Origin of the sequence: Klebsiella sp. OBRC7 (assembly GCF_000293135.1) — a bacterium.
In the GTDB taxonomy this organism is placed as follows: Bacteria; Pseudomonadota; Gammaproteobacteria; order Enterobacterales; family Enterobacteriaceae; genus Klebsiella; species Klebsiella michiganensis.
This window is the reverse complement of record NZ_ALNJ01000019.1, coordinates 169,112-193,759: the sequence shown is the minus strand read 5'-3', so window position 1 is coordinate 193,759 and position 24,648 is coordinate 169,112. Positions and strand designations below refer to the sequence as shown.

Below are 24,648 nucleotides of genomic sequence, written 5' to 3'. Positions count from 1 at the left end.
GGCCTTTTTTTCGTCAATCGTGAGCTATGGCATTACGGTTTTCAAGGAATAACAATTAGATCATGCAAAGCCTGTCCCCAACATCGCGTTACCTTTCCTCTCTCAAGGAGGGGAGCCATCAACCTGACGACGTCCAGCGAGAAGCGGTCAGCCGCCTCGATACGATTTATCAAGAACTGCAGAATAAACCTTCGGTCGCGCCGCAAACCGGCGGCGGTCTGCGGGCCAAATTTGGCAAACTGCTGGGCAAGCGCGATCCCGTTACCGAAACGGTTGCCGTTCGCGGCCTCTATATGTGGGGCGGCGTCGGCAGAGGAAAAACCTGGTTGATGGATCTGTTCTATCAAAGTCTGCCGGGAGAACGTAAACAACGTCTGCACTTTCATCGCTTTATGCTGCGGGTTCATGAAGAGTTAACGACGCTGCAGGGGCACAGCGATCCGCTGGAAATCGTCGCGGATCGCTTTAAAGCTGAAACCGATGTGCTCTGCTTCGATGAGTTTTTCGTTTCTGATATTACCGATGCGATGCTGCTGGGCGGCCTGATGAAAGCGCTGTTTGCCCGCGGCATAACCCTGGTGGCGACGTCGAATATTCCGCCTGACGAGCTGTACCGCAACGGCCTTCAGCGCGCTCGTTTCCTGCCCGCCATCGACGCCATCAAACAGCATTGCGATGTGATGAATGTCGACGCCGGTATTGATTACCGCCTGCGCACGCTAACCCAGGCGCATTTGTGGCTGTCACCGCTGAACGCTGAGACGCAGCAGCAGATGGATAAACTGTGGCTGGCGCTGGCGGGGGCGAAGCGCGAGCAGATGCCAACGCTGGAGATCAACCATCGCCCGCTGCCGACGCTGGGCGTTGAGAACCAGACGCTGGCGGCTTCCTTCGCCACGCTGTGCGTGGATGCGCGTAGCCAGCACGACTATATTGCGCTCTCGCGTCTGTTTCATACCGTGATGCTCTTTGATGTGCCGGTGATGACCGGGCTGATGGAGAGCGAGGCGCGGCGCTTTATCGCCCTGGTCGATGAGTTCTATGAACGCCACGTCAAGCTGGTGGTCAGCGCGGTGGTGCCGCTGTATGAGATCTATCAGGGCGAGAGATTAAAGTTCGAGTTCCAGCGCTGTTTGTCGCGCCTGCAGGAGATGCAGAGCGAGGAGTATCTGAAGCGGGAACACCTGGCGGGGTAAAACCGGGGACAAATCACATAAAGGGGTCGATCTTTGACCCCGACTTCTCTATAATCTTGCGACCCCACGTTACGAGAAGGTTTTTTTCCCAAAACTTTCTATGTGCCGGCATAGGCTATTCGAAGGGGTAGGTTTGCTGGACAATGTCGTGTGAACCTCAACTGACTAAACGTTTGGGTGTTCACCAACGTGTAACTTATTTATTTGGGTAAGCTTTTAATGAAAACTTTTACAGCTAAACCAGAAACCGTAAAACGCGACTGGTATGTTGTTGACGCGACCGGTAAAACTCTGGGCCGTCTGGCTTCCGAACTGGCTCTGCGCCTGCGCGGCAAGCATAAAGCGGAATATACTCCGCACGTTGATACCGGTGATTACATCATCGTTCTGAACGCAGAAAAAGTTGCTGTAACCGGCAACAAGCGCGAAGACAAAATGTACTACCACCACACCGGCCACATCGGTGGTATCAAAGAAGCGACCTTTGAAGAGATGATTGCCCGCCGTCCTGAGCGTGTGATTGAAATCGCGGTTAAAGGCATGCTGCCAAAAGGCCCGCTGGGTCGTGCTATGTACCGTAAGCTGAAAGTTTACGCGGGTAACGAGCACAACCACGCGGCACAGCAACCGCAAGTTCTTGACATCTAATCGGGATTATAGGCAATGGCTGAAAATCAATACTACGGCACCGGTCGCCGCAAAAGTTCCGCAGCTCGCGTTTTCATCAAACCGGGCAACGGTAAAATCGTTATCAACCAGCGTTCTCTGGAACAGTACTTCGGTCGTGAAACTGCCCGCATGGTAGTTCGTCAGCCGCTGGAACTGGTCGACATGGTTGAGAAATTAGATCTGTACATCACCGTTAAAGGTGGTGGTATCTCTGGTCAGGCTGGTGCGATCCGTCACGGTATCACCCGCGCTCTGATGGAGTACGATGAGTCCCTGCGTGGCGAACTGCGTAAAGCTGGCTTCGTTACTCGTGATGCTCGTCAGGTTGAACGTAAGAAAGTCGGCCTGCGTAAAGCACGTCGTCGTCCGCAGTTCTCCAAACGTTAATTGTTTTCTGCTCACGCAGAACAATTTGCGAAAAAACCCGCTTCGGCGGGTTTTTTTATGGATAAACTTGCCATTTTCCCTCTACAAACGCCCCATTATTACCACTTTTTCAGCATTTCCAGAATCCCCTCACCACAACGTCTTCAAAATCTGGTAAACTATCATCCAATTTTCTGCCCAAATGCAGGTGATTGTTCATTTTTTGTTTGGATGACGAACGAAATGAAGTCACGCAAATGGGGTTTTTACATCTGGCTGGCCATGCGTGGTCGGCAGCAGTACAAAAATTCTGAATATACCTGGAGGTTTTCATGGCTGTCGCTGCCAACAAACGTTCGGTAATGACGCTGTTTTCTGGTCCTACTGACATCTATAGCCATCAGGTCCGCATCGTGCTGGCCGAAAAAGGTGTTAGTTTTGAGATAGAGCACGTGGAGAAGGATAACCCGCCTCAGGATCTGATTGACCTCAACCCGAATCAAAGCGTACCGACGCTTGTGGATCGTGAGCTCACTCTGTGGGAATCTCGCATCATTATGGAATACCTGGATGAGCGTTTCCCGCATCCGCCGCTAATGCCGGTTTACCCGGTGGCGCGTGGGGAAAGCCGTCTGTACATGCACCGTATCGAAAAAGACTGGTATTCGTTGATGAATACCATTCAGACCGGTACCGCTGCGCAGGCTGATACTGCGCGTAAGCAGCTGCGTGAAGAGCTGCAGGCGATTGCGCCAGTATTTACCCAGAAGCCCTACTTCCTGAGCGATGAGTTCAGCCTGGTAGACTGCTATCTGGCACCGCTGCTGTGGCGTCTGCCGGTTCTCGGCGTAGAGCTGGTCGGTACTGGCGCGAAAGAGCTTAAAGGCTATATGACTCGCGTGTTTGAGCGCGACTCTTTCCTCGCTTCTTTAACTGAAGCCGAACGTGAAATGCGTCTCGGGCGGGGCTAAATGATGGATGTATCACAGCTGACGCCGCGTCGCCCGTACCTGTTACGAGCGTTCTATGAGTGGCTGCTGGATAACCAGCTGACTCCGCATCTGGTCGTCGACGTCACTCTGCCGGGCGTAATGGTCCCGATGGAGTACGCTCGCGATGGGCAAATTGTTCTCAATATTGCCCCACGTGCTGTCGGTAACCTCGAGCTGGCCAACGACGAAGTGCGTTTTAACGCGCGCTTCGGCGGCGTGCCGCGCAATGTCTCCGTGCCGATGGCGGCCGTACTGGCGGTTTACGCGCGCGAGAATGGTGCGGGAACCATGTTCGAACCAGAAGCGGCCTATGATGAAGATGTCACTAGCCTGAACGATGGCGAAGAGCTGCCTGACAGCGAAACGGTCATGTCGGTGATCGATGGCGATAAGCCGGATAATCACGGCGACGATCCGGACGATACGCCGCCTCCTCGCGGCGGACGCCCGGCGCTACGCGTTGTGAAGTGATATCAATAACAGGCCCTGCGGGGCCTGATTCATATATGAATTCATATGTGATTCAGGCAGCATTCCCTATCCCGAGCGAAGCATGCCATCAACATGCTTCGCTTTTTTTATTTTATAACTTTACTGCTAGCGTTGAGTCTCTTCTCCGTCAGGACAAAGCGTGTTTCTGCGGCGGGCTGGGCCTGCACAGATTATTTTGCTGTGCCCTATGGTCATCCAGCACAAGAGATCGGGTATCTTAGATGAAATGTGAATGTGAATTCATATTTCTCTGGTTTCATTTGTTTGAATTTAATTAAGGTGTTTCTATGATAGATATGCATTCTTATTTTACTATTGATGCTGTTTATTTATAAAGAGCAGCTTAATTAACTGACCTGTGTTTTATTTAACTTACCTTCAGTTCTTTACTATCTTCTTGTAAATATTGAATGTTTTTGGTTTTTAAAATTTTGTGGTTATTTTTTCTTGAGATTAGTCGTTCAATTAAGTAGATTAGTCGGCGGTGAAAGGGAGCTCTTTCATCATTACTTCCAATAACTAATTCTTTTCTCGATAATTATTGCCGGGATGATTAGTTTAGTGCCGATGATTTAATTGGATAAAGGATGTGCCGATATTTTAACTTATATCGGTCGTACTATACATTAAGGAAAATTGATATGTTCTCTAAAAAGTCGCTTTCTGCGCTGTGCGTTTGCGCTGCTATTGTTTCTGCTGCGGGCGCCAATGCCGCCATGGATGCCAATCTTACGGTAAAAGGAACCTTTACCCCGGCAGCATGCACTCCGGAACTAAGCAATAGTGGCGTCGTTGATTATGGCTCCATGAGCAACTCAGTTCTTGAGAAGAAAAGTAGCGGTAACTCTTTAGTTCAGCTGGGTAAAAAAACCATTACTTTAACGGTAAGCTGCGATGCGGCGACCAGCGTGGGTATTATTGCGCAGGATAACCGCGCGAGTTCTAAAGTCACGCTTTCAGATTCGGCCTATATTGCAGACTATGTACCGGGTCAGAATATGTCGAGTTCTAATCCAGTATTTGGTCTCGGCACAGTTAACAACGTGAACATTGGTGCTTACACCGTTACGGCAGCGAGGAGTGGATCAACCGCCGATGGCGCAGCAGTGGATATGATACTGAAAGATACGGATAGAGAAGGTTCCGGATGGAGGAATGCGAACGCTGGCGGGTTATATTATCCTGATAGTACCCGTATCATTACCGTTGCTGAAATCGGCAAAACGACCCCAATGCTGTTTAAAGATTTAGTCATGCCGCTGGATATTGTTTCCGCCGTTCAGGATATTAGTATTTTGGGTTCTGGAACAAAAGTTGAGCTGGATGGTAATGCCACGCTGAGTCTTGTTTATCTTTAATATTTATATTCTGTTCTTCTGAAATTGGGTCCAATAAATATATTCATAAAATTTATTGGGCCTGTTAATAAGCACCATCTCATTTTAATAAATATCACAAATATGAAAAAAACGCTGCTGTTGTCGTTATTGATATTGACGACCCGGGCCTATGCCAGCGGCATGGTGCCTGAGACATCTGTCTTACTCGTTGATGAACAAAAAGGTGAGGTGTCGATGAACCTCACCAATTCCGATTCGCATCCGTCCCTGCTCTATACCAAAGTGGTTGATTTAGCCGATAGCGATAAATCTATCCGCTTAATTGTTACACAGCCGGTAGTACGCGTAGAGCAAGGGGACACACAAAAGATCCGCTTTATACTGCAAACCTCTAAACCGCTGCAGCATGAAGAGTTTAAACGGGTCACCTTTGAAGGAATTCCGCCGAAGGAAAAGGGAAAACTGAAAACAACGGTCACAATTCGTCAGGATTTACCGGTCATTATCCATCCGGCTGGCCTGGCGGAGGAACCCGAACCGTGGAAGCATCTGGTCTGGCGCAAAAAGGACGGACAACTGGAGATCAGTAATCCAAGCGACTATGTCGTCAGGATGACGGCCATGTTTAATACTTTGCCTTCAGGTTCTCCAGGCGAGTTATCGAAAACGTATCTCCTGCCGCATACCAGCGTCAGCGTAAAATTACCTGCTAAAGCGGGAGCGGATACGAAAGTCGAGTTTTACCCGGCAAGCCGCTATGGATATAAAGGAGAGCGCTATATCACCTCGTTGCAGTGACTATGTTCAAGGATGAACGGAATGCTCAGAAAAAAGCTGTTGGCCTGTCTTATCGGGTTGGGAAGCGCTCAACTGGCGGTAGCTGAAGAGGCCAACAAGAGCGCGATAGAATTTGATAGTGAAACCTTAACGTCTTTGGGTATCGATCCGCAAATTGCGCATTATTTCTCCTCAGAAGCCAAATTCCTGCCAGGAGCGACCTCGGTTATGCTGGGCATTAACGGCAAGGATAAGGGAAATATCGTCACCCACTTTGATGATGACGGCCAGCTGTGTTTCGATAAAGCGTTTATGGAACAGGCCGGTATTCGCCAATTGGGGATCGATAGCGAGGGCTGCTATGACTATTTACAGGCCCATCCTGAAACGATCCTAAAAGCGTCGCCCGGAAAAGGGCGAATCGATCTGATATTACCGCAGGAGCAGTTAGTCAGCCAAAGTACCGACCTCAGCGGATACGACACGAGCGGTACGGCTGGGGTGCTGAATTACACCTTTTTCGCTTCGCGCAACGATTATAACGGCGGTCATTCCGAGTATTCGCAGCTGATGCTGGACGGCGGTCTGAACGTGAATACCTGGCTGCTGCGTAGCCATCAGCTATTAAGCCGTGCGAATAATCAGTTTAACAGCGAAAATTCGCAGACCTACCTGCAGCGCACCTTTACACAGATAAAAAGCACCGTCAATGCTGGTGAAATAGGCATGAATAACCCTTTACTCGACGGCACCGAGCTGTACGGCATCTCCTTTATGCCGGAGAGCGCCCTTAACGATGCCGGGAGCGGCGTGCTGGTAACAGGGATCGCCAGTACCCCGCAGGCGCGGGTTGAGATCCGCCAGCAAGGGATTATGGTGTATTCCACTTTAGTGCCTGCCGGTCCCTTTACTTTAACGGATATCTCCCTGCGCAATGCTACCAGCGATCTGACGGTGACCGTTTTCGAGACCGATGGCAGCCAGCATAGTCAGGTGGTTCCCGCATCATTGTATCGCTCCGGGCTGGGGCCTGCGGGCGGATATCAACTTTCATTAGGCCGGGTTAGCGATGCATATAGCCAGCAGCCCTGGGGAGCCAGCCTGGCTGGCGGCTGGAAGCTCAACGCCAGGCATAATTTAACTAGCGGCGCGATCGTTGCCCAGAACTACCAGGCCTTAGGAATACGCGTTGATTCCGTATTGCCGCAGGAAATGTCGCTTTCTCTTCAGATTAACCAGGCGTTCGATCGCAATAATGCGCAGCAGGGCCAGAAGTATAATCTATCGACTTCTTATGCAACACAGTCCGGTTTTGGGCTGAATGCTTCGTTGAGCAAATACTCTGAAAAGTATCGTGAGTTTTCTCAGGCCATTGATAAGAGTTTTAGCGGCACCAATAAAATGGAGTACTCATTGGGTGCGAGCTGGGGACACCCTGTTATAGGTACGATGAGCGCCAGCTTCTATGATGTAACAGGGTTCGATAGCCAAAATAATTCTCGCTACGCGACGCTTAACTGGGGAAAGAGTTTTCGCGCATTTTCTGTATCGGCAAGCTGGCAGCGCCAGCTCAGCGGCGGAAGTATTGAGCAAAGCAATGATAATCTTTTTTACCTGAACCTGAATATTCCCTTCCAGCGGCATTCGGTCAACGCTTACGCGCGCAGTGAAAAAGGGCGGAAGAGATTCGGTACCTCGGTAACGGGCACTATCAGCGATGACACCAGTTATACCCTCGGAGCCGAACGTGACCAGACCGAGAGTCGGAACAGCTTCAGCGGCGGGATAAATCAGAATCTGCATTACACGCAGCTAAGCATGAATGTGAGTACCAACGGTTCGCAGAGCCATAGCTACTCCGGAACGCTGCGCGGGGGAATGGCCGCCCACCGTCATGGCGTGACTTTTACACCGTGGGCGATTCGCGACACCTTTGCCATTGCCAGCCTGGATAAGCCGGTTTCCGGAGTGCGCATCGAGACATCGCAGGGGCCGGTGTGGACTGACTTCAGCGGTCAGGCAGTCATTCCTTCCGTTTCGGCCTGGCGAGATGCAGCCGTTGAAATCAACACCGCGACTTTGCCAAAGAATATGGATATTGGCAATGGGCTCAGAATGCTCAAGCAAGGCAGAGGGGCCGTAGGCAAAATCCGCTTTTCTACCATCACGGAGCACCGGGTGCTGCTGGATGTCACGATGGGGAACGGTGAGCCGCTGCCGAAGGGGGTCGCCGTAACGGATTCAGCGGGCAATTATTTAACGACTTCCGTCGATGACGGCGTGCTTTTTTTGAACAACCTCACAGGGAGACAAACATTGGTGGCGAAACTGGAAAAGGGAAGTTGCCGCATCTCGCTAACGCTGCCTGAAGCGCCAGACACAGATGCGTTCTATGAAAATGCCAGCGGGGTATGTCAATGATTCGTCTATGGCTGGGCCTTAGCCTGCTGGCGTTTTCCGGCGCCCTTCTGGCCGAATGCGAATTAAATAGCACGCAGCGTTCGGTGGACTATCTGCCCGTTCGCCCGGCAGAGCGCCAGCAGGCGGGAGATAAGCCTGTGGCACTTCCGGATAAGCAGTTCGTCCTGTATGTACATTGTGATAAGCCACAACGTATTCGGCTTTTCTTCGACAGCGCCTATGCACAAAACGGCAGGTTCGCACTTGGCAATCATGGGGAAATGAATATTACCGCCGGGCAAGCGGTGGCTGACGATCGCGACGTGATGCTGGTCCCTGTACGGAGCGCCGGGGCACCGATTACGGCGGAAGCAGCAAAGCGATCCCGCATTGTTCTCAATCAAGGGATCGCATTTGTACAGGGGGAGGAGATTGAAGCCAGTCAGCTCTCTGTGGTTCTGAACGTGGCTTCGATGATGGAGAGCCAGGCGATTACGGATCGCGTAACATACCGCGGGAATCTGCAGATTAGGGTGGTAACCCCATGAGGTACATCTTTGTTATATTTGCATTTTTAGTCAGTCCTATCCTTTACGCCGGCGACAACCTTAGTATTGATTTTACCGTGACCGCAGAAGCGGCGGCGTGCACGCCAACGCTGAGCCAAAACGGCATCGTCGATTTCGGTGAGCGGCATGTCGGGTCGCTATCAACGTCCGCGTTTACCCAGCTAGGCGTGCGGGATATTACCTTAACGATTACCTGCGAATCCTCCACCGGGATCGCTATTACGGCGAGAGATGCGCGATCCAGTTCCGCTATCACGGGAAAAGATACCCACGGCCATGAGGGGGTGCTGTTTCACGTCAATGGCGGCGGATACATAAGCGATAAATCACGGCTTTTTGGTCTGGGTATGGCGATGGAAAATAAACCTATTGGCAGCTATGCGATGCAAATCGATTCCGCCAATACTATCGCGATTGACGATAAAAAAGTTGCCGTTGATATTGCCGGATCGGCCAGCAAAGAGGGACCGTGGGAAGTTTCCTCACTTTTACCGCTCCCAACGGGGCAGGACTATTTCTATACCTTTGTTAAAAAAGGCTCTTCGGTACCGCAGCCAATCACGGCGGCAACGGTGCCTCTGCAGATAAGCGCATCGGTGGGAAGCCATCTCAGGAGCGGGCAAAAGGTGACGTTGGACGGCGAGGCGGTGATCAGTATTGTCTATCTCTGAATGAATAAGCTTGCGGGCTCCGGGGCCCGCAAGCTTTTTACGTTACACTTCCAGATAGTTCAGGATCCCGTCAGCCGCTTTACGGCCTTCGGCAATCGCCGTCACTACCAGATCGGAACCGCGAACGATATCGCCACCGGCGAAGATTTTCGGGTTGCTGGTCTGGAAGGCGTTGTCGCTGCCTTCCGGCGCAATCACGCGACCCTGAGAATCGAGCTCAACGCTGTGCTTCGCCAGCCATTCCATACTGTGTGGACGGAAACCAAACGCCATGACCACGGCATCGGCGGGTACCACATGCTCAGAACCAGCCACGATTTCCGCGCGACGGCGGCCTTTCGCATCCGGCTGGCCCATCTCCGTACGCGCCATCTTCACGCCGCAGACTTTACCGTTGGCATTCACTTCAATGCCCAGCGGTTGAACGTTGAACTGGAATTCCACGCCTTCTTCACGCGCGTTTTTCACTTCGCGCTTCGATCCCGGCATGTTCTCCTCATCACGGCGATAGGCGCAGATGACGTGGGTGGCGTTCTGGCGAATCGAGGTACGCACGCAGTCCATTGCGGTGTCGCCACCGCCAAGAACCACGACGCGCTTGCCTTCCATGCTAACGTACGGTTCATCTGCCGTTTCACCAAAGCCCATGATCTGCTTGGTATTGGCGATGAGGAACGGCAGCGCATCAAAGACCCCGCTGGCGTCTTCGTTTTCCAGCCCGCCGCGCATAGACTGATAGGTCCCGACGCCGAGGAACACCGCATCGTAATCTTTCAGCAGATCGTCGAGCTGTACATCGCGGCCCACTTCGATATTCAGTTTGAACTCGATGCCCATACCGGTAAAGATCTCGCGACGACGGGTCATCACCTCTTTTTCCAGCTTAAAGGCCGGAATACCAAAGGTCAGCAGGCCGCCGATTTCCGGATGGCGATCGAAGACCACCGCCTTCACGCCGTTACGGGTCAATACGTCGGCGCACGCCAGGCCCGCCGGACCCGCGCCGATGATGGCGACGGTTTTACCGGTTTGTTTCACGCCGCTAAGGTCAGGACGCCAGCCCATTTCGAACGCTTTATCGTTGATATAGCGCTCAATATTACCGATGGTTACCGCGCCGAACTCATCGTTCAGCGTGCAGGAACCTTCGCACAGGCGGTCCTGCGGGCAAACGCGCCCGCACACTTCCGGTAGGGTATTGGTCTGATGCGACAGCTCCGCAGCTTCAAAAATACGCCCTTCGTTGGCCAGCTTCAGCCAGTTCGGGATGTAGTTATGAACCGGGCACTTCCATTCGCAGTACGGGTTGCCGCAGGACAGACAGCGGTCTGCCTGCGCTTTAGCCTGGCCTTCTGAAAACGGCTCGTAAATTTCCACAAATTCAATTTTACGGATCTTCAGCGCTTTCTTTGGCGGATCAACTCGCTGTAAGTCGATAAATTGATAGACATTCTGACTCATCTTAACCCCTTACTGCGCCTGCACCCGCAGCTCAGCTGCGGAACGACTACGGTGACCCAACAGTGCTTTAACATCGCTGGACTTCGGTTTAACCAGCGCAAACTTCGCTGAGAAGGCCGGCCAGTTGGCCAGAATCTCTTCACCGCGCTGCGAACCGGTGAGCTGCACGTGCTCGGTAATTAAACCGCGCAGGTGCTCTTCATGGATGGCCAGAGAGTCAACGTCCAGAACTTCTACCAGCTCAGGGTTCACGCGTTTGCGGAAGTCGCCGTCTTCATCCAGAACGTAACCAAAGCCGCCGGTCATGCCTGCGCCAAAGTTGACGCCGGTTTTGCCCAGCACGCAGACGATACCGCCGGTCATGTATTCACAGCCATTGTCGCCAATGCCTTCGACGACGGTGATCGCACCGGAGTTACGTACCGCGAAACGCTCGCCTGCACGACCCGCAGCATACAGACGACCGCCGGTCGCACCGTACAGACAGGTGTTGCCGATAATGCTGGCTTCATGGCTACGGAAGGCCGAGCCTACCGGAGGACGGATGGCGAGCAGGCCGCCGGCCATCCCTTTACCCACATAGTCGTTCGCGTCGCCGGTCAGATGCAGCTCAACGCCGCCGGCATTCCACACGCCGAAGCTCTGACCCGCGGTACCGCTAAAGTGGGCGATAATCGGATCGGCTGCCAGGCCCTGGTCACCGTGGGTCTGGGCGATATAGCCGGACAGCGATGCGCCAACGGAGCGGTCGGTGTTGCGGATATCGAACCAGAAAGTTTTGCTCTGCTTGCTGTCAACGTACGGTTTTGCCTGCTGCAGCAGCTGAGCATTGAGTACGCCATTGTCGAATGGCGGATTGTTCTCTGTGCAGTACAGCGCTTTGCCGGGATGCGGCTCCGCGGTTTCCAGCAGCTTGCTCAGATCCAGCTTCTGCTGTTTGGCGGTAAAACCGTCCAGCTCTTTCAGCAGGTCGGTACGGCCAATCAGATCCACCAGACGCTTCACGCCCAGCTGCGCCATCAGCTCGCGCGTTTCGCGGGCGATAAATTCAAAGTAGTTGGTGACCTTAAACGGCAGACCGTGATAGTGGTTCTTACGCAGTTTGTCATCCTGGGTTGCTACGCCGGTTGCGCAGTTGTTCAGGTGGCAAATACGCAGATATTTACAGCCCAGCGCGACCATCGGGCCGGTACCGAAGCCGAAGCTCTCAGCCCCGAGGATGGCCGCTTTGATGATATCAAGGCCGGTTTTCAGACCGCCGTCCACCTGCAGACGAATTTTGTGGCGCAGCCCGTTGGCAACCAGCGCCTGCTGGGTTTCCACCAGTCCCAGTTCCCACGGACAACCCGCATACTTCACGGAAGAGAGCGGGCTGGCGCCGGTGCCGCCGTCATAGCCGGCAATGGTGATCAAATCCGCATAGGCTTTTGCTACGCCGGTGGCGATAGTCCCGACGCCCGGTTCAGAAACCAGCTTCACGGAGATCATCGCCTTCGGGTTAACCTGCTTCAGGTCGAAAATCAGCTGAGCCAGATCCTCGATAGAGTAAATATCGTGGTGCGGCGGCGGGGAGATCAGCGTTACGCCGGGTACGGAATAGCGCAGCTTAGCGATATAGGGGGTGACTTTATCACCCGGCAGCTGGCCGCCTTCGCCGGGCTTCGCGCCCTGAGCGACTTTAATCTGGATAACGTCGGCGTTAACCAGGTAAGCCGGGGTCACGCCGAAGCGGCCGGAGGCGACCTGCTTGATGCGCGACACTTTATTGGTGCCATAGCGCGCCGGGTCTTCGCCGCCTTCGCCGGAGTTGGAGTTACCGCCGATGCTGTTCATTGCTTCCGCCAGCGCTTCGTGTGCCTCCGGGCTCAGCGCGCCGATAGACATCGCCGCGGTATCGAAGCGTTTGAACAGTTCGCTGGCCGGCTCAACGTCGTCCAGGTTCACCGTGGTTCCGTCCGGCGTTACGCACAGCAGATCGCGCAGCGTTGCCGCCGGGCGCTCGTTAACCAGCTTCGCGTACTGCTGGTAATCGCTGTATTCGCCGCTTTGTACCGCTTGTTGCAGCGTGCGCACCACGTCAGGGTTATAGGCGTGATATTCGCCGCCGTGGACGTATTTCAGCAGGCCGCCCTGATCCAGCGGTTTACGCGCCAGCCAGGCACGTTTCGACAGGTTCAGCAGATCCTGCTGGAAATCCTCGAAGCCCGCGCCACCGATACGGCTGACGACGCCCTGGAAGCACAGGTCGGACACTTCGCGATGCAGACCGACCGCCTCAAACAGCTTCGAGCAGCGATAGGAGGCAATGGTCGAAATCCCCATCTTCGACATGATCTTATACAGACCTTTGTTGATGCCGTTACGATAGTTCAGCATCACCGCGCGGTACGCTTTGTCGATGGCTTTGTTATCCACCAGCTTCGCCAGGGTTTCATAGGCGAGATACGGGTAGATAGCCGTCGCGCCGAAGCCGAGCAGCACGGCAAAGTGGTGCGGATCGCGGGCGCTGGCGGTTTCGACAATAATGTTGGCATCGCAGCGCAGGCTCTTATCGACCAGTCGGGTCTGGATCGCGCCTACCGCCATCGGGGCCGGTACCGGCAGGCGGTTTTTGGCGATGTTGCGGTCAGAGAGCACCAGCAGAACGGTACCGTTGCGCACCATTTGTTCGGCTTTATCGCACAGCGCCTTCACGGTTTCAGCCAGCGTAGTTTCGGTGGTATCAAAAGTGATATCCAGGACGTCGGCGCGATAGTGCTCCTCTTCCATGGTGGTCAGCTGTTTAAAATCGGAGTACAGCAGAATCGGCGACTTGAAGCTCAGGCGGTGCGCCTGGCCTTCCGCTTCGCAGAAGACGTTCATTTCACGGCCGATGCTGGTGGCCAGCGACATGACGTGCGCTTCGCGCAGCGGGTCGATCGGCGGGTTGGTCACCTGCGCGAACTGCTGGCGGAAGTAATCGTAAATGATACGCGGCTGGCTGGAGAGCACGGCAAATGGTGTATCGTCGCCCATTGAGCCGACCGCTTCCTGGCCGTTTTCACCCAGTACGCGCAGGACGGAGTCCAGCTCTTCGGCGCTGTAGTTGAACTGTTTCTGGTAGCTGGCGAGGGTATCATCATCCAGCTGGCGGCTACCGACTTCTTCATCCGGCAGCTCTTCGAACGGCACCAGACGACGGACGTTTTTCGCCATCCACTCTTTATACGGGTGACGGCTTTTCAGATCGTTGTCGGTTTCCGCGGAGTGCAGAATTCGCCCCTCGCGGGTATCGATAACCATCAGCTCGCCCGGGCCGACGCGGCCTTTTTCAACCACTTCATCCGGCTGGTAATCCCAGATACCGACTTCTGAGGCGCAGGTGATGAGCTTGTCTTTCGTGATCACATAGCGCGCCGGACGCAGGCCGTTACGGTCGAGGTTACAGGCGGCGAAACGACCATCGGACATCACGATGCCCGCCGGGCCGTCCCACGGTTCCATATGCATGGAGTTAAAGTCAAAGAACGAACGCAGCTCAGGATCCATGTCCGGGTTGTTCTGCCAGGCTGGCGGAACCAGCAGGCGCATAGCGCGGATAATGTCCATCCCGCCCGCCAGCAGCAGCTCCAGCATGTTATCCATTGAGCTGGAGTCAGAGCCGGTTTCATTGACGAACGGCGCGGCGTCGTGGAGATCCGGGATCAGCGGCGTCTGGAACTTATAGGTACGGGCGCGGGCCCACTGGCGGTTACCGGTGATGGTGTTGATCTCGCCGTTGTGCGCCAGATAGCGGAACGGCTGCGCCAGCGGCCAGCGCGGCACGGTGTTGGTGGAAAAGCGCTGGTGGAACAGGCAGATTGCCGACTCCAGGCGTAAGTCCGCGAGGTCCAGGTAGAAGCGCGGCAGATCCGCCGGCATACACAGACCTTTATAAATGTTGACCAGGTTCGACAGGCTGCAAACGTAGAAATCTTTATCTTCCTGCAGACGCTTTTCGATACGGCGACGCGCGATGAATAAACGGCGTTCCATATCGCGCGGACGCCAGCCAGCCGGGGCGTTGACAAAGATTTGCTCAATACGAGGCAGCGAGGAGAGGGCGATTTCACCGAGAACGCCTTCATTGGTCGGCACATCGCGCCAGCCGACGATAGACAGCGTTTCGCGTTGAAGTTCTTCTTCGACGATGCGGCGCGCCGCTTTGGCCAGTTCAGGATCCTTATTAAGGAACAGCATCCCAACGGCATAATTTTTGGCTAAACGCCAGCCGCGCTCTTCCGCAACAATTCGGAAGAAACGATCGGGTTTTTGTAGCAGCAAGCCACAACCGTCGCCGGTTTTTCCATCGGCAAGAATCGCGCCGCGGTGCTGCATTCGGGCCAGTGCGTGTATAGCGGTTCGCACTACCTTGTGGCTAGGTTCGCCTTCTATGTGGGCGATCAGGCCGAAACCACAGTTATCCCTCTCAAGGGATTTATCGTACAACATATCAGTGAACCTCCCCAGGCTCTACGGGACACCCTCCGATACCGATTGCGCACGGGCACAGAAAGAGCATGGCGACGGGGTTTACACCTCGCATTCGCCCTCTTTAAATCCTTTTCGCATCGGTACACAAGTTTGAGGACTTGCTGTTAAGAGGGAATCTCAATTACTGCATAAATATGATGAGCAGAGCACTCATCCAGAAAGCTTCCAGCGGATTCCCAACTTATCGGGAATCCACACATACGTCAAATGGCAATCTTATTTATACAAAAATGTGCTATACAATACCTAATTTAATGATTTTTAAGAAAATAATGGCATTTTAAATGCCAGGGAAACGTACCGGTCGTCATAATTGAGTGTGATCTGTCTCACTATATCGACGGCGAGACATTATCCTTCTGTGCTGAATTGTTTTTTCATTGCAGTTTTTTAAACTGGTTTTTGTTTGATTTTCGGTGACTGATACTGTTTTGTGCCATGGTAAAGATAATGGCAAATCAGCGGCTATATATAAGGAAAACTCATTACCATAAGGATGAATTAAATTGCAGTTATCTTGAGTGTTTATGCAATGAGATAGGCAGCCGCGTTGACGATTGATCCAGGTCATCGCCGTCGGTAGCTAAAAATGGCAGGCTTGGCCCCTTTCTTAAGGCCGGTCTATCAGATTATGCAGTTACAAAAATTAGTCAATATGTTTGGTGGGGATCTTATGCGCCGCTATGGTGAAAAGGTTCATAAACTGACGCTGCATGGTGGATTTAGCTGCCCAAATCGCGATGGCACTATTGGTCGCGGCGGCTGTACGTTCTGTAATGTGGCCTCTTTTGCCGATGAAGAGCAGCAGCACCGCTCGATTGCTGAACAGCTGGCCCATCAGGCGCAGCGGGTGAATCGCGCAAAGCGCTATCTGGCCTATTTCCAGGCTTATACCAGCACTTTTGCCGAGGTGCAGGTGCTGCGCGCCATGTATCAGCAGGCGGTCAGCCAGGCGAATATTGTCGGGCTATGCGTAGGGACTCGCCCGGACTGCGTCCCCGGCGCGGTACTGGATCTGCTGACTGAATATCGGGAGCAGGGGTATGAAGTCTGGCTCGAGCTGGGGTTACAGACCGCGCACGATAAAACGTTGCACCGAATCAATCGCGGCCACGATTTTGCCTGCTATCAGCGTACAACCCGTCTGGCACGCGCGCGCGGCCTCAAAGTGTGTAGCCACCTTATCGTGGGCCTGCCGGGCGAAGGCCAGCGTGAATGCCTGGAGACCTTAGCGCAGGTGGTAGAGACCGGCGTAGACGGCATTAAGCTGCATCCACTTCATATTGTGAAGGGCAGTATCATGGCCAGGGCGTGGCAGGCCGGCAGGTTAAACGGTATTGCGCTGGAAGCGTATACGGTCACCGCAGGAGAGATGATTCGCCATACTCCGCCAGAAGTGATTTATCACCGTATCTCCGCCAGCGCCCGACGCCCGACGTTGCTGGCGCCGCTGTGGTGTGAGAACCGTTGGACCGGGATGGTTGAGCTGGATAAATATCTCAATGAATACGGCGTGCAGGGGTCAGCCATCGGGCGTTGCTGGATCTCTCCGGCTGCCGCCGAATAACGTCTTTTCCGCCTGACGGCTCTCCACCGTCAGGCGCGTAACTACAATCCTTCCCGCATTTTTGGCACAACTTACAGCGTCTTGCTCAGAATTGAGTATTATTGTGCGAAGTTGTCGCGAAGGAATCCCTTATGAAGCAAATCCGTATGCTGGCGCAGTATTATGTTGACCTGATGATGAAGCTGGGTCTGGTGCGCTTTTCAATGCTGCTGGCCTTTGCGCTGGTGGTGCTGGCGATCGTTGTGCAGATGGCCGTGACGATGGTGCTGCACGGCCAGGTGGAAAGTATTGATGTGATCCGCTCCATCTTCTTTGGCTTGCTGATTACCCCGTGGGCGGTCTATTTCCTGTCGGTGGTGGTTGAGCAGTTGGAAGAGTCCCGGCAGCGCCTCTCGAGGCTGGTGGAGAAACTGGAGGAGATGCGCGAGCGCGATCTCAAGCTGAATGTGCAGCTTAAGGACAACATCGCCCAGCTTAATCAGGAAATCGGCGAACGTGAAAAGGCGGAAGCGGAACGTGAAACGACGCTTGAGCAGCTGAAAATTGAGATGAAAGAGCGTGAAGAGGCGCAAATTCAGCTGGAACAGCAATCCTCCTTCTTGCGCTCCTTCCTGGATGCCTCTCCGGACCTGGTTTTCTATCGTAATGAAGATAAAGAGTTTTCTGGCTGTAACCGCGCCATGGAACTGTTGACCGGTAAAAGTGAAAAGCAGCTTATTCATTTGAAGCCACAGGATGTCTACAGCGAAGAGGTGGCGGAGAAGGTGCTGGAGACGGATGAGAAAGTCTTCCGCCATAACGTATCGCTCACCTACGAGCAGTGGCTGGATTATCCGGACGGGCGCAAGGCCTGCTTTGAAATCCGCAAAGTGCCCTATTATGACCGCGTCGGTAAGCGGCGCGGCCTGATGGGGTTTGGCCGCGATATTACGGAGCGTAAGCGCTATCAGGACGCGCTGGAGCGGGCCAGCCGTGATAAGACCACCTTTATCTCAACGATCAGCCACGAGCTGCGTACGCCGCTTAACGGCATCGTAGGCCTTAGCCGAATCCTTCTGGATACCGATCTTACCGATGAACAGGAAAGATACCTGAAAACCATCCACGTCTCAGCGGTAACGCTGGGTAATATCTTCAATGATATTATTGAGATGGATAAGATGGAGCGGCGTAAAATTCAGCTGGATAACCAGCCGGTGGACTTTACCGGCTTCCTGGCCGACCTGGAAAACCTCTCCGGCCTGCAGGCGCAGCAGAAAGGCCTGCATTTTGTGCTGGACCCCACGCTTCCGCTGCCGCATAAAGTGATCACCGACGGAACGCGTTTGCGCCAAATCTTGTGGAATCTTATTAGTAATGCCGTGAAATTTACTCCGCAAGGAGGGTATGTGAACGTCCGCGTGCGCTACGACGAAGGAGATATCCTGCACTTTGAAGTAGAAGATTCAGGGATTGGCATCCCTGAAGCGGAACAGGATAAAATTTTCGCCATGTATTACCAGGTGAAAGATAGCCAGGGCGGCAAGCCAGCGACGGGTACCGGCATCGGCCTCGCCGTATCGCGGCGGCTGGCGCGGAATATGGGCGGTGATATTTGCGTTACCAGCCTCCCGGGTAAAGGCGCGACTTTTACGCTTACCGTACACGCTCCGGCCGTAGCTGAAGAGGTCGAGGACACGCTGGCGGAAGATGAAATGCCATTACCTGCGCTGAACGTGCTGCTGGTGGAAGATATTGAGCTCAACGTGATCGTGGCGCGCTCGGTACTGGAGAAGCTGGGCAACAGCGTGGATGTGGCGATGACCGGCAAGGCTGCGCTGGAGATGTTTGTACCCGGCGAGTACGATCTGGTTCTGCTTGATATTCAGCTGCCGGATATGACTGGACTCGATATTTCTCGTCAGCTGAAACAACGCTTTGCCGCCGATGAACTCCCGCCGCTGGTGGCGCTAACCGCTAACGTGCTGAAGAACAAAAATGAGTATCTGGATGCGGGAATGGATGATGTTCTTAGTAAGCCATTATCGGTTCCGGCATTAACCGCGATCATCAAAAAATTCTGGGATGCGCCGGAAGAAGAGGAGAATGCAATGCCATCTGTAGATAGCAATAAATCGGCTTCTGTACTGGATATTCCGATGCTTGAGCAGTATATCGAACTGGTAGGACCGAAGCTGATTAATGACGGTCTGGCCGTTTTTGAAAGAATGATGCCGGGCTACCTGGCGGTCCTGGAATCCAATTTAACCGCTCGCGACCAGAAAGGCATTGTCGATGAGGGTCATAAGATTAAAGGGGCTGCGGGCTCAATCGGTTTGCGCCATATCCAGCAGCTAGGGCAGCAGATTCAAACGCCGGATTTACCTGCGTGGTCGGATAACGTGGGTGAATGGGTTGAAGAGATGAAATCAGAGTGGCAAAACGATGTCGCGGTGCTGAAAGCGTGGGTCGCGGCGGCAGATAAAAAATGACCCCGGATAAACCGGGGTGCGCGAATACTGCGCCAACACCAGGGAACTGGTCGTTACGCCAGAATCATTTGAGTGATTTTTTTTACACGGCGCAACCTGAGGATTTGGCTTACTCGCTCATTAAGATAGCAAACCTTAAATAGTTTGTTACATGAAACAGTAAAATATGTGAAGCATAGCGAGTAATTCAAAATTTTTGACTGCTTTCATAAACTTGTACTAAGGGGCTGATGTGATGAAGAAAATTGGTGTGGTGCTGAGCGGCTGCGGCGTTTATGACGGAAGTGAAATTCATGAAGCCGTCATTACCCTGCTGGCAATAGCCCGCAGCGGCGCTCAGGCCATCTGCTATGCGCCAGATAAAGTGCAAACCGATGTTATCAATCACCTGACCGGAGAAGCGCAGGCGGAAAGCCGTAATGTGCTCGTGGAAGCGGCGCGTATCGCACGCGGAGAGATTCAGCCTTTGGCCAGTGCCCGGGCGGATGCGCTGGACGCGCTGATCGTGCCCGGCGGTTTTGGTGCCGCAAAGAACCTCAGCAGCTTTGCTTCGCAGGGGAGCGAATGTGAAGTCGATCGCGATCTCAAGGCGCTGGCGCTGGCGATGCATCAGGCGGGTAAACCGTTGGGCTTTATCTGTATCGCTCCGGCACTGTTGCCGAAAATATTTGCTATTCCGCTACGCGTGACTATTGGTACCGATCTTGATACTGCCGACGCGGTTGAGGAGATGGGGGCTGAACACGTGCCTTGCCCGGTCGACGATATTGTGGTGGATGAAGACAATAAAGTGGTGACGACCCCCGCGTATATGCTGGCGCAGAACATCGCCGAAGCGGCGAGCGGCATTGAAAAACTCGTTTCTCGCGTATTGGTGCTGACGGCATGACATTTCGCTTTTCGCCGTTGCGGTTGATTAAGCGCTTTGTGCTGAGGCTGCTGTTGGCTTTTGCGGTGCTATGGGGCGGCGGGATTGCCCTGTTTAGCTTCGTACCTGTTCCTTTTTCGGCGGTGATGCTGGAGCGGCAGGTCGGCGCCTGGCTTTCAGGAGATTTTCATTACCTCGCCCATTCCGACTGGGTGGACATGGATGAAATTTCGCCGTGGATGGGGCTGGCGGTTATTGCCGCAGAAGATCAGAAATTCCCGGAACACTGGGGATTTGACGTCACGGCAATTGAGAAGGCGCTGGCGCATAATGAACGCAATGAGAACCGCATTCGCGGCGCCTCAACCCTGTCGCAACAGACGGCAAAAAACCTGTTTCTGTGGGACGGCCGCAGCTGGCTGAGAAAAGGGCTGGAGGCGGGACTGACCGTCGGCATTGAGACGGTATGGAGTAAAAAGCGGATCCTCACGGTCTATCTCAATATTGCTGAATTTGGTGAGGGGACGTTTGGCGTTGAAGCCGCGTCGCAGCGCTATTTTCACAAACCGGCCAGTAAACTGACGGCTTCCGAAGCCGCGCTGCTCGCTGCGGTGCTGCCTAACCCAATACGCTTCCGCGCCGATGCGCCATCGGGTTATGTTCGCAGCCGTCAGGCGTGGATCCTGCGCCAGATGAGGCAGTTAGGTGGGGAAGGATTTATGCAGGCGAATAAGCTGCATCGATGATTTCACGACCGGTAATCCGGAAGGCACGCTGCCACCGGGGGAATGAAAGCTAATCCTCATCAAACCCGGCGTTGAACAGCGCGATAACCGCTGCCAGCGCCTCCACTTCCTGTGGGCCGTTGGCTTCAATCTCGATCTGACGCCCTTTAGCTGAATCGAGCATCAGCAGGGCAATCACGCTATTTGCTTCCGCTTCGGTACCTTCATCATTACGCAGCAGCACCTCGGCATCATAGTTCTGCATTAATTCAAACAGCTTCATCGCCGGGCGAGCGTGCATGCCCAGCTTATTGGTGATTTCAACGGTTTGCTTAACGGTCATGATTTGCGTTTTTCCAGCGTCCGATGACGAGACTGCACGTTCTTACCGCGCGAGCGGAAGTAGTCAGCCAGCTGTTCGGCGATGTAAACCGAACGGTGTTTACCACCGGTACAACCAATGGCCACCGTCAAATAGCTGCGGTTATTGGTCTCCAGCATAGGTAACCATAGCTCAAGATAGCTGCGGGTCTGGTAGATAAAATTGTGAACTTCCGTGTGCCGGTCAAGGAAGGCGGCGACGGGCTTATCGAGGCCGGTCATGGGACGCAGCTTCGGATCCCAGTGCGGGTTCGGCAGAAAGCGCACGTCAAAAACGTAGTCGGCATCGATAGGTATACCGTGCTTAAAGCCAAAGGATTCAAACACCATCGTCAGTTCGCGCTCGCGTTTACCTAATAAACGCGTGCGCAGCATTTCTGCCAGCTCATGCACTGACATTTCTGAGGTATCGACGATCAGGTCGGCGCGGGAACGCAGAGGCTCCAGCAGGTCGCTCTCTTCATCGATGGCGCTTTCCAGCGACAGGTTTTTACTGGACAGAGGATGTAAACGACGCGTGTCGCTGTAGCGGCGAATCAGGGTGTTACGATCGGCATCCAGGAACAGCAGCTGAGGTGAAAATTCTGCGGGCAGATTTTTCATCGCCTGCTCGAAGATTTCCGGCGACTCGGGCATGTTACGCACGTCAATACTGACGGCTGCCGAGATGTTTCTGTCGGCGAGCGAGCGCGCCAGCTCGGGCAACAGCACAACCGGCAGGTTATCGACGCAGTAAAAACCCATATCTTCCAGCGCTCGCAGGGCGACGGATTTCCCCGACCCTGAACGGCCGCTGACGATCATCAGTACCATGTACCGTTTCTCCTCAGTACGAAAAAGAGTAAGGTGCGACTTCCGTTACGCCTCATTATTACTTCCCGCTTCAGTAATGATTTCATACAGCTCTTCATCACTTTGCGCAGCGCGCAGGCGGCGGCAAATAGTTTTATCTGCCAGACGTTTCGCCACCAGCGAGAGCGTATGCAGATGCGTTTTAGTTTGATCGGCCGGGACAAGAAGGGCGAACAGCAGATCGACGGGTTGATTGTCGATAGCATCGAAGGCAATTGGGGTTTCCAACTGAACAAAAACGCCTACGGCCCGCAGCGTATCCTCTTCGAGTTTACCGTGTGGGATCGCAATGCCGTTGCCAATCCCGGTACTGCCCATTTTCTCACGGGTGAGGATCGCCTCGAAGACGATCTGGGGCGGTAAGCCTAACTGCTTTGCCGCCAGCTCGCTGATGATTTCCAGCGCGCGTTTTTTGCTCTGGCAGTGAACCTGGCTACGGGTACATTCCTGGTTAAGGACGTTGCTCAGTTGTAGAGCCGAATCGTTATTTATCATAATTTCACCTGAGCTCTCCTGGCCAACCGCCTGCGGGCGGTTGGCGTAGGCTATTGCCCGGACAATTAGTGTTGTTTCAGTTTATCTTTATGTTTTGTTAGCTGTCTTGCCAGCTTATCGATAAGACCATCGATCGCTGCATACATATCCTGCCCTTCCGCACTGGCATGGATTTCACCACCGTTGACATGCAGATTGGCGTCCGCTATTTGCGTCACCTTCTCCACTTTTAACACAATGTAGACCTGGTTGATCCTGTCGAAAAACTGCTCCAGTTTGCTGAACTTCGCGGTAACGAAATCGCGCATCGCGGGGGTTATTTCAACGTTGTGTCCTGTAATGTTGAGCTGCATAGTGTCTTCCTTATCGGTTGGGTCAAACCAGCTGCTTACGCTGATTTGACGGCGGAATGGATAAAGACTCTCGGTACTTAGCAACGGTTCGCCGCGCCACCATAATACCCTGATCGGATAGCAGGGTGGTGAGCTTACTGTCACTCAATGGTTTCGCGGGGTTTTCCGCGGCGATTAATTTCTTCACCAGCGCACGAATGGCCGTCGACGAAGCTTCGCCGCCGCCTTCGGTGTTCACATGGCTGGAGAAGAAATACTTCAGCTCAAAAATACCGCGCGGACTGTGCAGGTATTTTTGCGTAGTAACGCGTGAAATGGTGGATTCATGCATTTCGACGGCCTGAGCGATGTCCGCCAGCACCATCGGTTTCATAAACTCTTCACCTTGTTCAAAAAAAGCCTGCTGCTGTTCGACAATGCAGCGGCTGACGCGCAGAAGGGTGTCGTTGCGGCTCTCCAGGCTCTTGATAAGCCAGCGCGCTTCCTGCAGGTTGCTGCGGATAAACTGGCCGTCAGCGTCATTGCGCGTACTGTTACCCATGGCGGCATAGTGCTGGTTGATCTTCAGGCGCGGAAGGCTATCTGAATTGAGCTCAACGACCCAACGATCGTTCACTTTACGCACCAGAACGTCAGGAATGACGTATTCTGGTTCGCCAGTCTGGATTGACTGGCCCGGGCGCGGATCCAGCGATTGGATCAGATTTACCGCTTCCTTTAGCACGTCTTCTTTGAGGCGGGTCACGCGCATCAGGCTACGGAAGTCGTGATTGGCAAGCAGATCAAGGTGATCGCTGATGATCAGACGAGCTTCATCAATCCACGGCGTCTCTTTGGCAAACTGTGAAAGCTGAACCAGCAGGCAATCGCGTAAATCTTTTGCCGCCACGCCGACGGGATCGAAACGCTGAATGCGCTTGAGAACCGCTTCTACTTCTTCAAGCCCGATTTCATCATCGCCAATACTTTCCACGATGTCTTCGACTGGAACGGTCAGGTAGCCAGTATCATCAACGGCATCGACGATAGAGGTCGCGATGGCGCGATCGGTATCGGTGAAGGGCGTCAGTTCAACCTGCCACATCAGATAATCCTGCAGGCTTTGCGTGGTCTCGCCCTGGTAGACGGGCAGTTCATCATCCTGGTAATCAACGCCGTTGCCTGATGGCGTTCCGGCGGTGTAAATCTCATCCCAGCTGGCATCAAGCGGCAGCTCTTCGGGCATGTCTTTCTGCTCAAGGGCATCGACGGTATCCAGAGACTCACGATCTTCGGCCTCTTTGGTTTCTACCTCATCGTGAAGATCGGTTTGCTCCAGCAACGGGTTGCTGTCCAGCGCCTGCTGGAGTTCTTGCTGGAGTTCTAACGTGGACAGCTGCAGTAGACGAATCGCCTGCTGCAGTTGTGGCGTCATGGCAAGCTGTTGGCTTAGCCTTAATTGCAAACCTTGCTTCATATTCAGGGCCAATATCTCCGGCTAAAACGTCTGTA

General features: G+C 53.6%; 22 protein-coding genes. 15 read left to right on the top strand and 7 right to left on the bottom strand.

Features of this window, described 5'->3' with window-relative positions:
- Positions 1-62 precede the first annotated feature (62 nt).
- From zapE to HMPREF1144_RS03960, 11 genes are all read left to right on the top strand, one after another.
- A complete protein-coding gene (gene zapE, locus HMPREF1144_RS04005) occupies positions 63-1,196 on the top strand; it encodes a cell division protein ZapE (protein WP_009651873.1) in 1,134 nt (377 codons plus the stop codon).
- A gap of 219 nt (positions 1,197-1,415) precedes the next feature.
- On the top strand, positions 1,416-1,844 hold the full coding sequence (rplM, locus tag HMPREF1144_RS04000; RefSeq protein ID WP_004106200.1) for a 50S ribosomal protein L13: 429 nt from the start codon (positions 1,416-1,418) through the stop codon (positions 1,842-1,844).
- 15 nt (positions 1,845-1,859) lie between these two features.
- A complete protein-coding gene (gene rpsI / locus HMPREF1144_RS03995) occupies positions 1,860-2,252 on the top strand; it encodes a 30S ribosomal protein S9 (protein WP_000829815.1) in 393 nt (130 codons plus the stop codon).
- 57 nt (positions 2,253-2,309) lie between these two features.
- Complete coding sequence (locus HMPREF1144_RS33195) at positions 2,310-2,594, top strand: hypothetical protein (RefSeq protein ID WP_148675905.1); 285 nt, start codon at positions 2,310-2,312, stop codon at positions 2,592-2,594.
- Complete coding sequence (sspA, locus tag HMPREF1144_RS03990) at positions 2,564-3,202, top strand: stringent starvation protein SspA (protein ID WP_004854619.1); 639 nt, start codon at positions 2,564-2,566, stop codon at positions 3,200-3,202. The genes HMPREF1144_RS33195 and sspA overlap by 31 nt, the downstream gene beginning before the upstream one ends.
- A 3-nt stretch (positions 3,203-3,205) precedes the next feature.
- Positions 3,206-3,694, top strand: a complete 489-nt coding sequence (gene sspB / locus HMPREF1144_RS03985; protein WP_032721901.1) for a ClpXP protease specificity-enhancing factor — start codon at positions 3,206-3,208, stop codon at positions 3,692-3,694.
- Between the two features lie 662 nt (positions 3,695-4,356).
- Positions 4,357-5,073 carry a DUF1120 domain-containing protein gene (locus HMPREF1144_RS03980; RefSeq protein WP_004854615.1) on the top strand — a complete coding sequence of 239 codons (717 nt, stop codon included), beginning with the start codon at positions 4,357-4,359 and terminating at the stop codon, positions 5,071-5,073.
- 102 nt (positions 5,074-5,175) lie between these two features.
- Positions 5,176-5,853, top strand: a complete 678-nt coding sequence (locus HMPREF1144_RS03975; protein WP_004854613.1) for a fimbria/pilus chaperone family protein — start codon at positions 5,176-5,178, stop codon at positions 5,851-5,853.
- Positions 5,854-5,874: 21 nt separating this feature from the next.
- A complete protein-coding gene (locus tag HMPREF1144_RS03970) occupies positions 5,875-8,253 on the top strand; it encodes a fimbrial biogenesis usher protein (RefSeq protein ID WP_009651854.1) in 2,379 nt (792 codons plus the stop codon).
- Positions 8,250-8,780 carry a hypothetical protein gene (locus tag HMPREF1144_RS03965; protein ID WP_004854610.1) on the top strand — a complete coding sequence of 177 codons (531 nt, stop codon included), beginning with the start codon at positions 8,250-8,252 and terminating at the stop codon, positions 8,778-8,780. Before HMPREF1144_RS03970 ends, HMPREF1144_RS03965 begins: the two co-directional genes overlap by 4 nt.
- The gene (locus HMPREF1144_RS03960; protein ID WP_009651880.1) at positions 8,777-9,472 is read left to right on the top strand and encodes a DUF1120 domain-containing protein; all 696 of its coding nucleotides are present in this window, start codon (positions 8,777-8,779) and stop codon (positions 9,470-9,472) included. Before HMPREF1144_RS03965 ends, HMPREF1144_RS03960 begins: the two co-directional genes overlap by 4 nt.
- A 42-nt stretch (positions 9,473-9,514) precedes the next feature.
- Here the strand turns inward: HMPREF1144_RS03960 and gltD are convergent, their stop codons facing one another.
- Positions 9,515-10,933, bottom strand: a complete 1,419-nt coding sequence (gene gltD, locus HMPREF1144_RS03955; protein WP_004854608.1) for a glutamate synthase subunit GltD — start codon at positions 10,931-10,933, stop codon at positions 9,515-9,517.
- 9 nt (positions 10,934-10,942) lie between these two features.
- Positions 10,943-15,403, bottom strand: coding sequence for a glutamate synthase large subunit (gltB, locus tag HMPREF1144_RS03950; RefSeq protein WP_004854607.1), 4,461 nt, complete (start codon positions 15,401-15,403; stop codon positions 10,943-10,945).
- Positions 15,404-16,076: 673 nt separating this feature from the next.
- Here gltB and HMPREF1144_RS03945 point away from each other — a divergent pair.
- The 4 genes from HMPREF1144_RS03945 (at position 16,077) to mtgA (ending at position 21,097) form a co-directional block, all read left to right on the top strand.
- Entirely contained in the window at positions 16,077-17,012 is a 936-nt protein-coding gene (locus tag HMPREF1144_RS03945) for a TIGR01212 family radical SAM protein (RefSeq protein WP_042926968.1), read from the top strand.
- Positions 17,013-17,143: 131 nt separating this feature from the next.
- A complete protein-coding gene (arcB, locus tag HMPREF1144_RS03940; RefSeq protein WP_004854603.1) occupies positions 17,144-19,483 on the top strand; it encodes an aerobic respiration two-component sensor histidine kinase ArcB in 2,340 nt (779 codons plus the stop codon).
- A 235-nt stretch (positions 19,484-19,718) separates the two neighbouring features.
- A complete protein-coding gene (gene elbB / locus HMPREF1144_RS03935; RefSeq protein ID WP_004854602.1) occupies positions 19,719-20,372 on the top strand; it encodes an isoprenoid biosynthesis glyoxalase ElbB in 654 nt (217 codons plus the stop codon).
- Positions 20,369-21,097, top strand: a complete 729-nt coding sequence (mtgA, locus tag HMPREF1144_RS03930) for a monofunctional biosynthetic peptidoglycan transglycosylase (RefSeq protein WP_004854600.1) — start codon at positions 20,369-20,371, stop codon at positions 21,095-21,097. Before elbB ends, mtgA begins: the two co-directional genes overlap by 4 nt.
- A gap of 49 nt (positions 21,098-21,146) precedes the next feature.
- On the opposite strand, the gene npr is transcribed toward mtgA, so the two are convergent.
- From npr to rpoN, 5 genes are all read right to left on the bottom strand, one after another.
- Entirely contained in the window at positions 21,147-21,419 is a 273-nt protein-coding gene (gene npr / locus HMPREF1144_RS03925; RefSeq protein ID WP_004106170.1) for a PTS phosphocarrier protein NPr, read from the bottom strand.
- Positions 21,416-22,270, bottom strand: coding sequence for an RNase adapter RapZ (gene rapZ, locus HMPREF1144_RS03920; protein WP_004106169.1), 855 nt, complete (start codon positions 22,268-22,270; stop codon positions 21,416-21,418). The genes npr and rapZ overlap by 4 nt, the downstream gene beginning before the upstream one ends.
- Before the next feature lie 45 nt (positions 22,271-22,315).
- Positions 22,316-22,804 (bottom strand): PTS IIA-like nitrogen regulatory protein PtsN, encoded by a 489-nt coding sequence (gene ptsN / locus HMPREF1144_RS03915; RefSeq protein ID WP_004854593.1) that lies wholly within the window; start codon positions 22,802-22,804, stop codon positions 22,316-22,318.
- 65 nt (positions 22,805-22,869) lie between these two features.
- Positions 22,870-23,157: a ribosome hibernation promoting factor gene (gene hpf / locus HMPREF1144_RS03910; RefSeq protein WP_004106167.1), complete on the bottom strand. Its 288-nt coding sequence runs from the start codon at positions 23,155-23,157 to the stop codon at positions 22,870-22,872.
- A gap of 22 nt (positions 23,158-23,179) precedes the next feature.
- A complete protein-coding gene (gene rpoN / locus HMPREF1144_RS03905; RefSeq protein ID WP_004854591.1) occupies positions 23,180-24,613 on the bottom strand; it encodes an RNA polymerase factor sigma-54 in 1,434 nt (477 codons plus the stop codon).
- Positions 24,614-24,648: the final 35 nt, after the last annotated feature.

Excerpts from the sequence above, each read along its gene's own strand:
- zapE (WP_009651873.1), top strand. The coding sequence starts at position 63 with ATGCAAAGCCTGTCCCCAACATCGCGTTACCTTTCCTCTCTCAAGGAG.
- rplM (WP_004106200.1), top strand. The coding sequence starts at position 1,416 with ATGAAAACTTTTACAGCTAAACCAGAAACCGTAAAACGCGACTGGTAT.
- rpsI (WP_000829815.1), top strand. The coding sequence starts at position 1,860 with ATGGCTGAAAATCAATACTACGGCACCGGTCGCCGCAAAAGTTCCGCA.
- HMPREF1144_RS33195 (WP_148675905.1), top strand. The coding sequence starts at position 2,310 with ATGGATAAACTTGCCATTTTCCCTCTACAAACGCCCCATTATTACCAC.
- sspA (WP_004854619.1), top strand. The coding sequence starts at position 2,564 with ATGGCTGTCGCTGCCAACAAACGTTCGGTAATGACGCTGTTTTCTGGT.
- sspB (WP_032721901.1), top strand. The coding sequence starts at position 3,206 with ATGGATGTATCACAGCTGACGCCGCGTCGCCCGTACCTGTTACGAGCG.
- HMPREF1144_RS03980 (WP_004854615.1), top strand. The coding sequence starts at position 4,357 with ATGTTCTCTAAAAAGTCGCTTTCTGCGCTGTGCGTTTGCGCTGCTATT.
- HMPREF1144_RS03975 (WP_004854613.1), top strand. The coding sequence starts at position 5,176 with ATGAAAAAAACGCTGCTGTTGTCGTTATTGATATTGACGACCCGGGCC.
- HMPREF1144_RS03970 (WP_009651854.1), top strand. The coding sequence starts at position 5,875 with ATGCTCAGAAAAAAGCTGTTGGCCTGTCTTATCGGGTTGGGAAGCGCT.
- HMPREF1144_RS03965 (WP_004854610.1), top strand. The coding sequence starts at position 8,250 with ATGATTCGTCTATGGCTGGGCCTTAGCCTGCTGGCGTTTTCCGGCGCC.
- HMPREF1144_RS03960 (WP_009651880.1), top strand. The coding sequence starts at position 8,777 with ATGAGGTACATCTTTGTTATATTTGCATTTTTAGTCAGTCCTATCCTT.
- gltD (WP_004854608.1), bottom strand. The coding sequence starts at position 10,933 with ATGAGTCAGAATGTCTATCAATTTATCGACTTACAGCGAGTTGATCCG.
- gltB (WP_004854607.1), bottom strand. The coding sequence starts at position 15,403 with ATGTTGTACGATAAATCCCTTGAGAGGGATAACTGTGGTTTCGGCCTG.
- HMPREF1144_RS03945 (WP_042926968.1), top strand. The coding sequence starts at position 16,077 with ATGCAGTTACAAAAATTAGTCAATATGTTTGGTGGGGATCTTATGCGC.
- arcB (WP_004854603.1), top strand. The coding sequence starts at position 17,144 with ATGAAGCAAATCCGTATGCTGGCGCAGTATTATGTTGACCTGATGATG.
- elbB (WP_004854602.1), top strand. The coding sequence starts at position 19,719 with ATGAAGAAAATTGGTGTGGTGCTGAGCGGCTGCGGCGTTTATGACGGA.
- mtgA (WP_004854600.1), top strand. The coding sequence starts at position 20,369 with ATGACATTTCGCTTTTCGCCGTTGCGGTTGATTAAGCGCTTTGTGCTG.
- npr (WP_004106170.1), bottom strand. The coding sequence starts at position 21,419 with ATGACCGTTAAGCAAACCGTTGAAATCACCAATAAGCTGGGCATGCAC.
- rapZ (WP_004106169.1), bottom strand. The coding sequence starts at position 22,270 with ATGGTACTGATGATCGTCAGCGGCCGTTCAGGGTCGGGGAAATCCGTC.
- ptsN (WP_004854593.1), bottom strand. The coding sequence starts at position 22,804 with ATGATAAATAACGATTCGGCTCTACAACTGAGCAACGTCCTTAACCAG.
- hpf (WP_004106167.1), bottom strand. The coding sequence starts at position 23,157 with ATGCAGCTCAACATTACAGGACACAACGTTGAAATAACCCCCGCGATG.
- rpoN (WP_004854591.1), bottom strand. The coding sequence starts at position 24,613 with ATGAAGCAAGGTTTGCAATTAAGGCTAAGCCAACAGCTTGCCATGACG.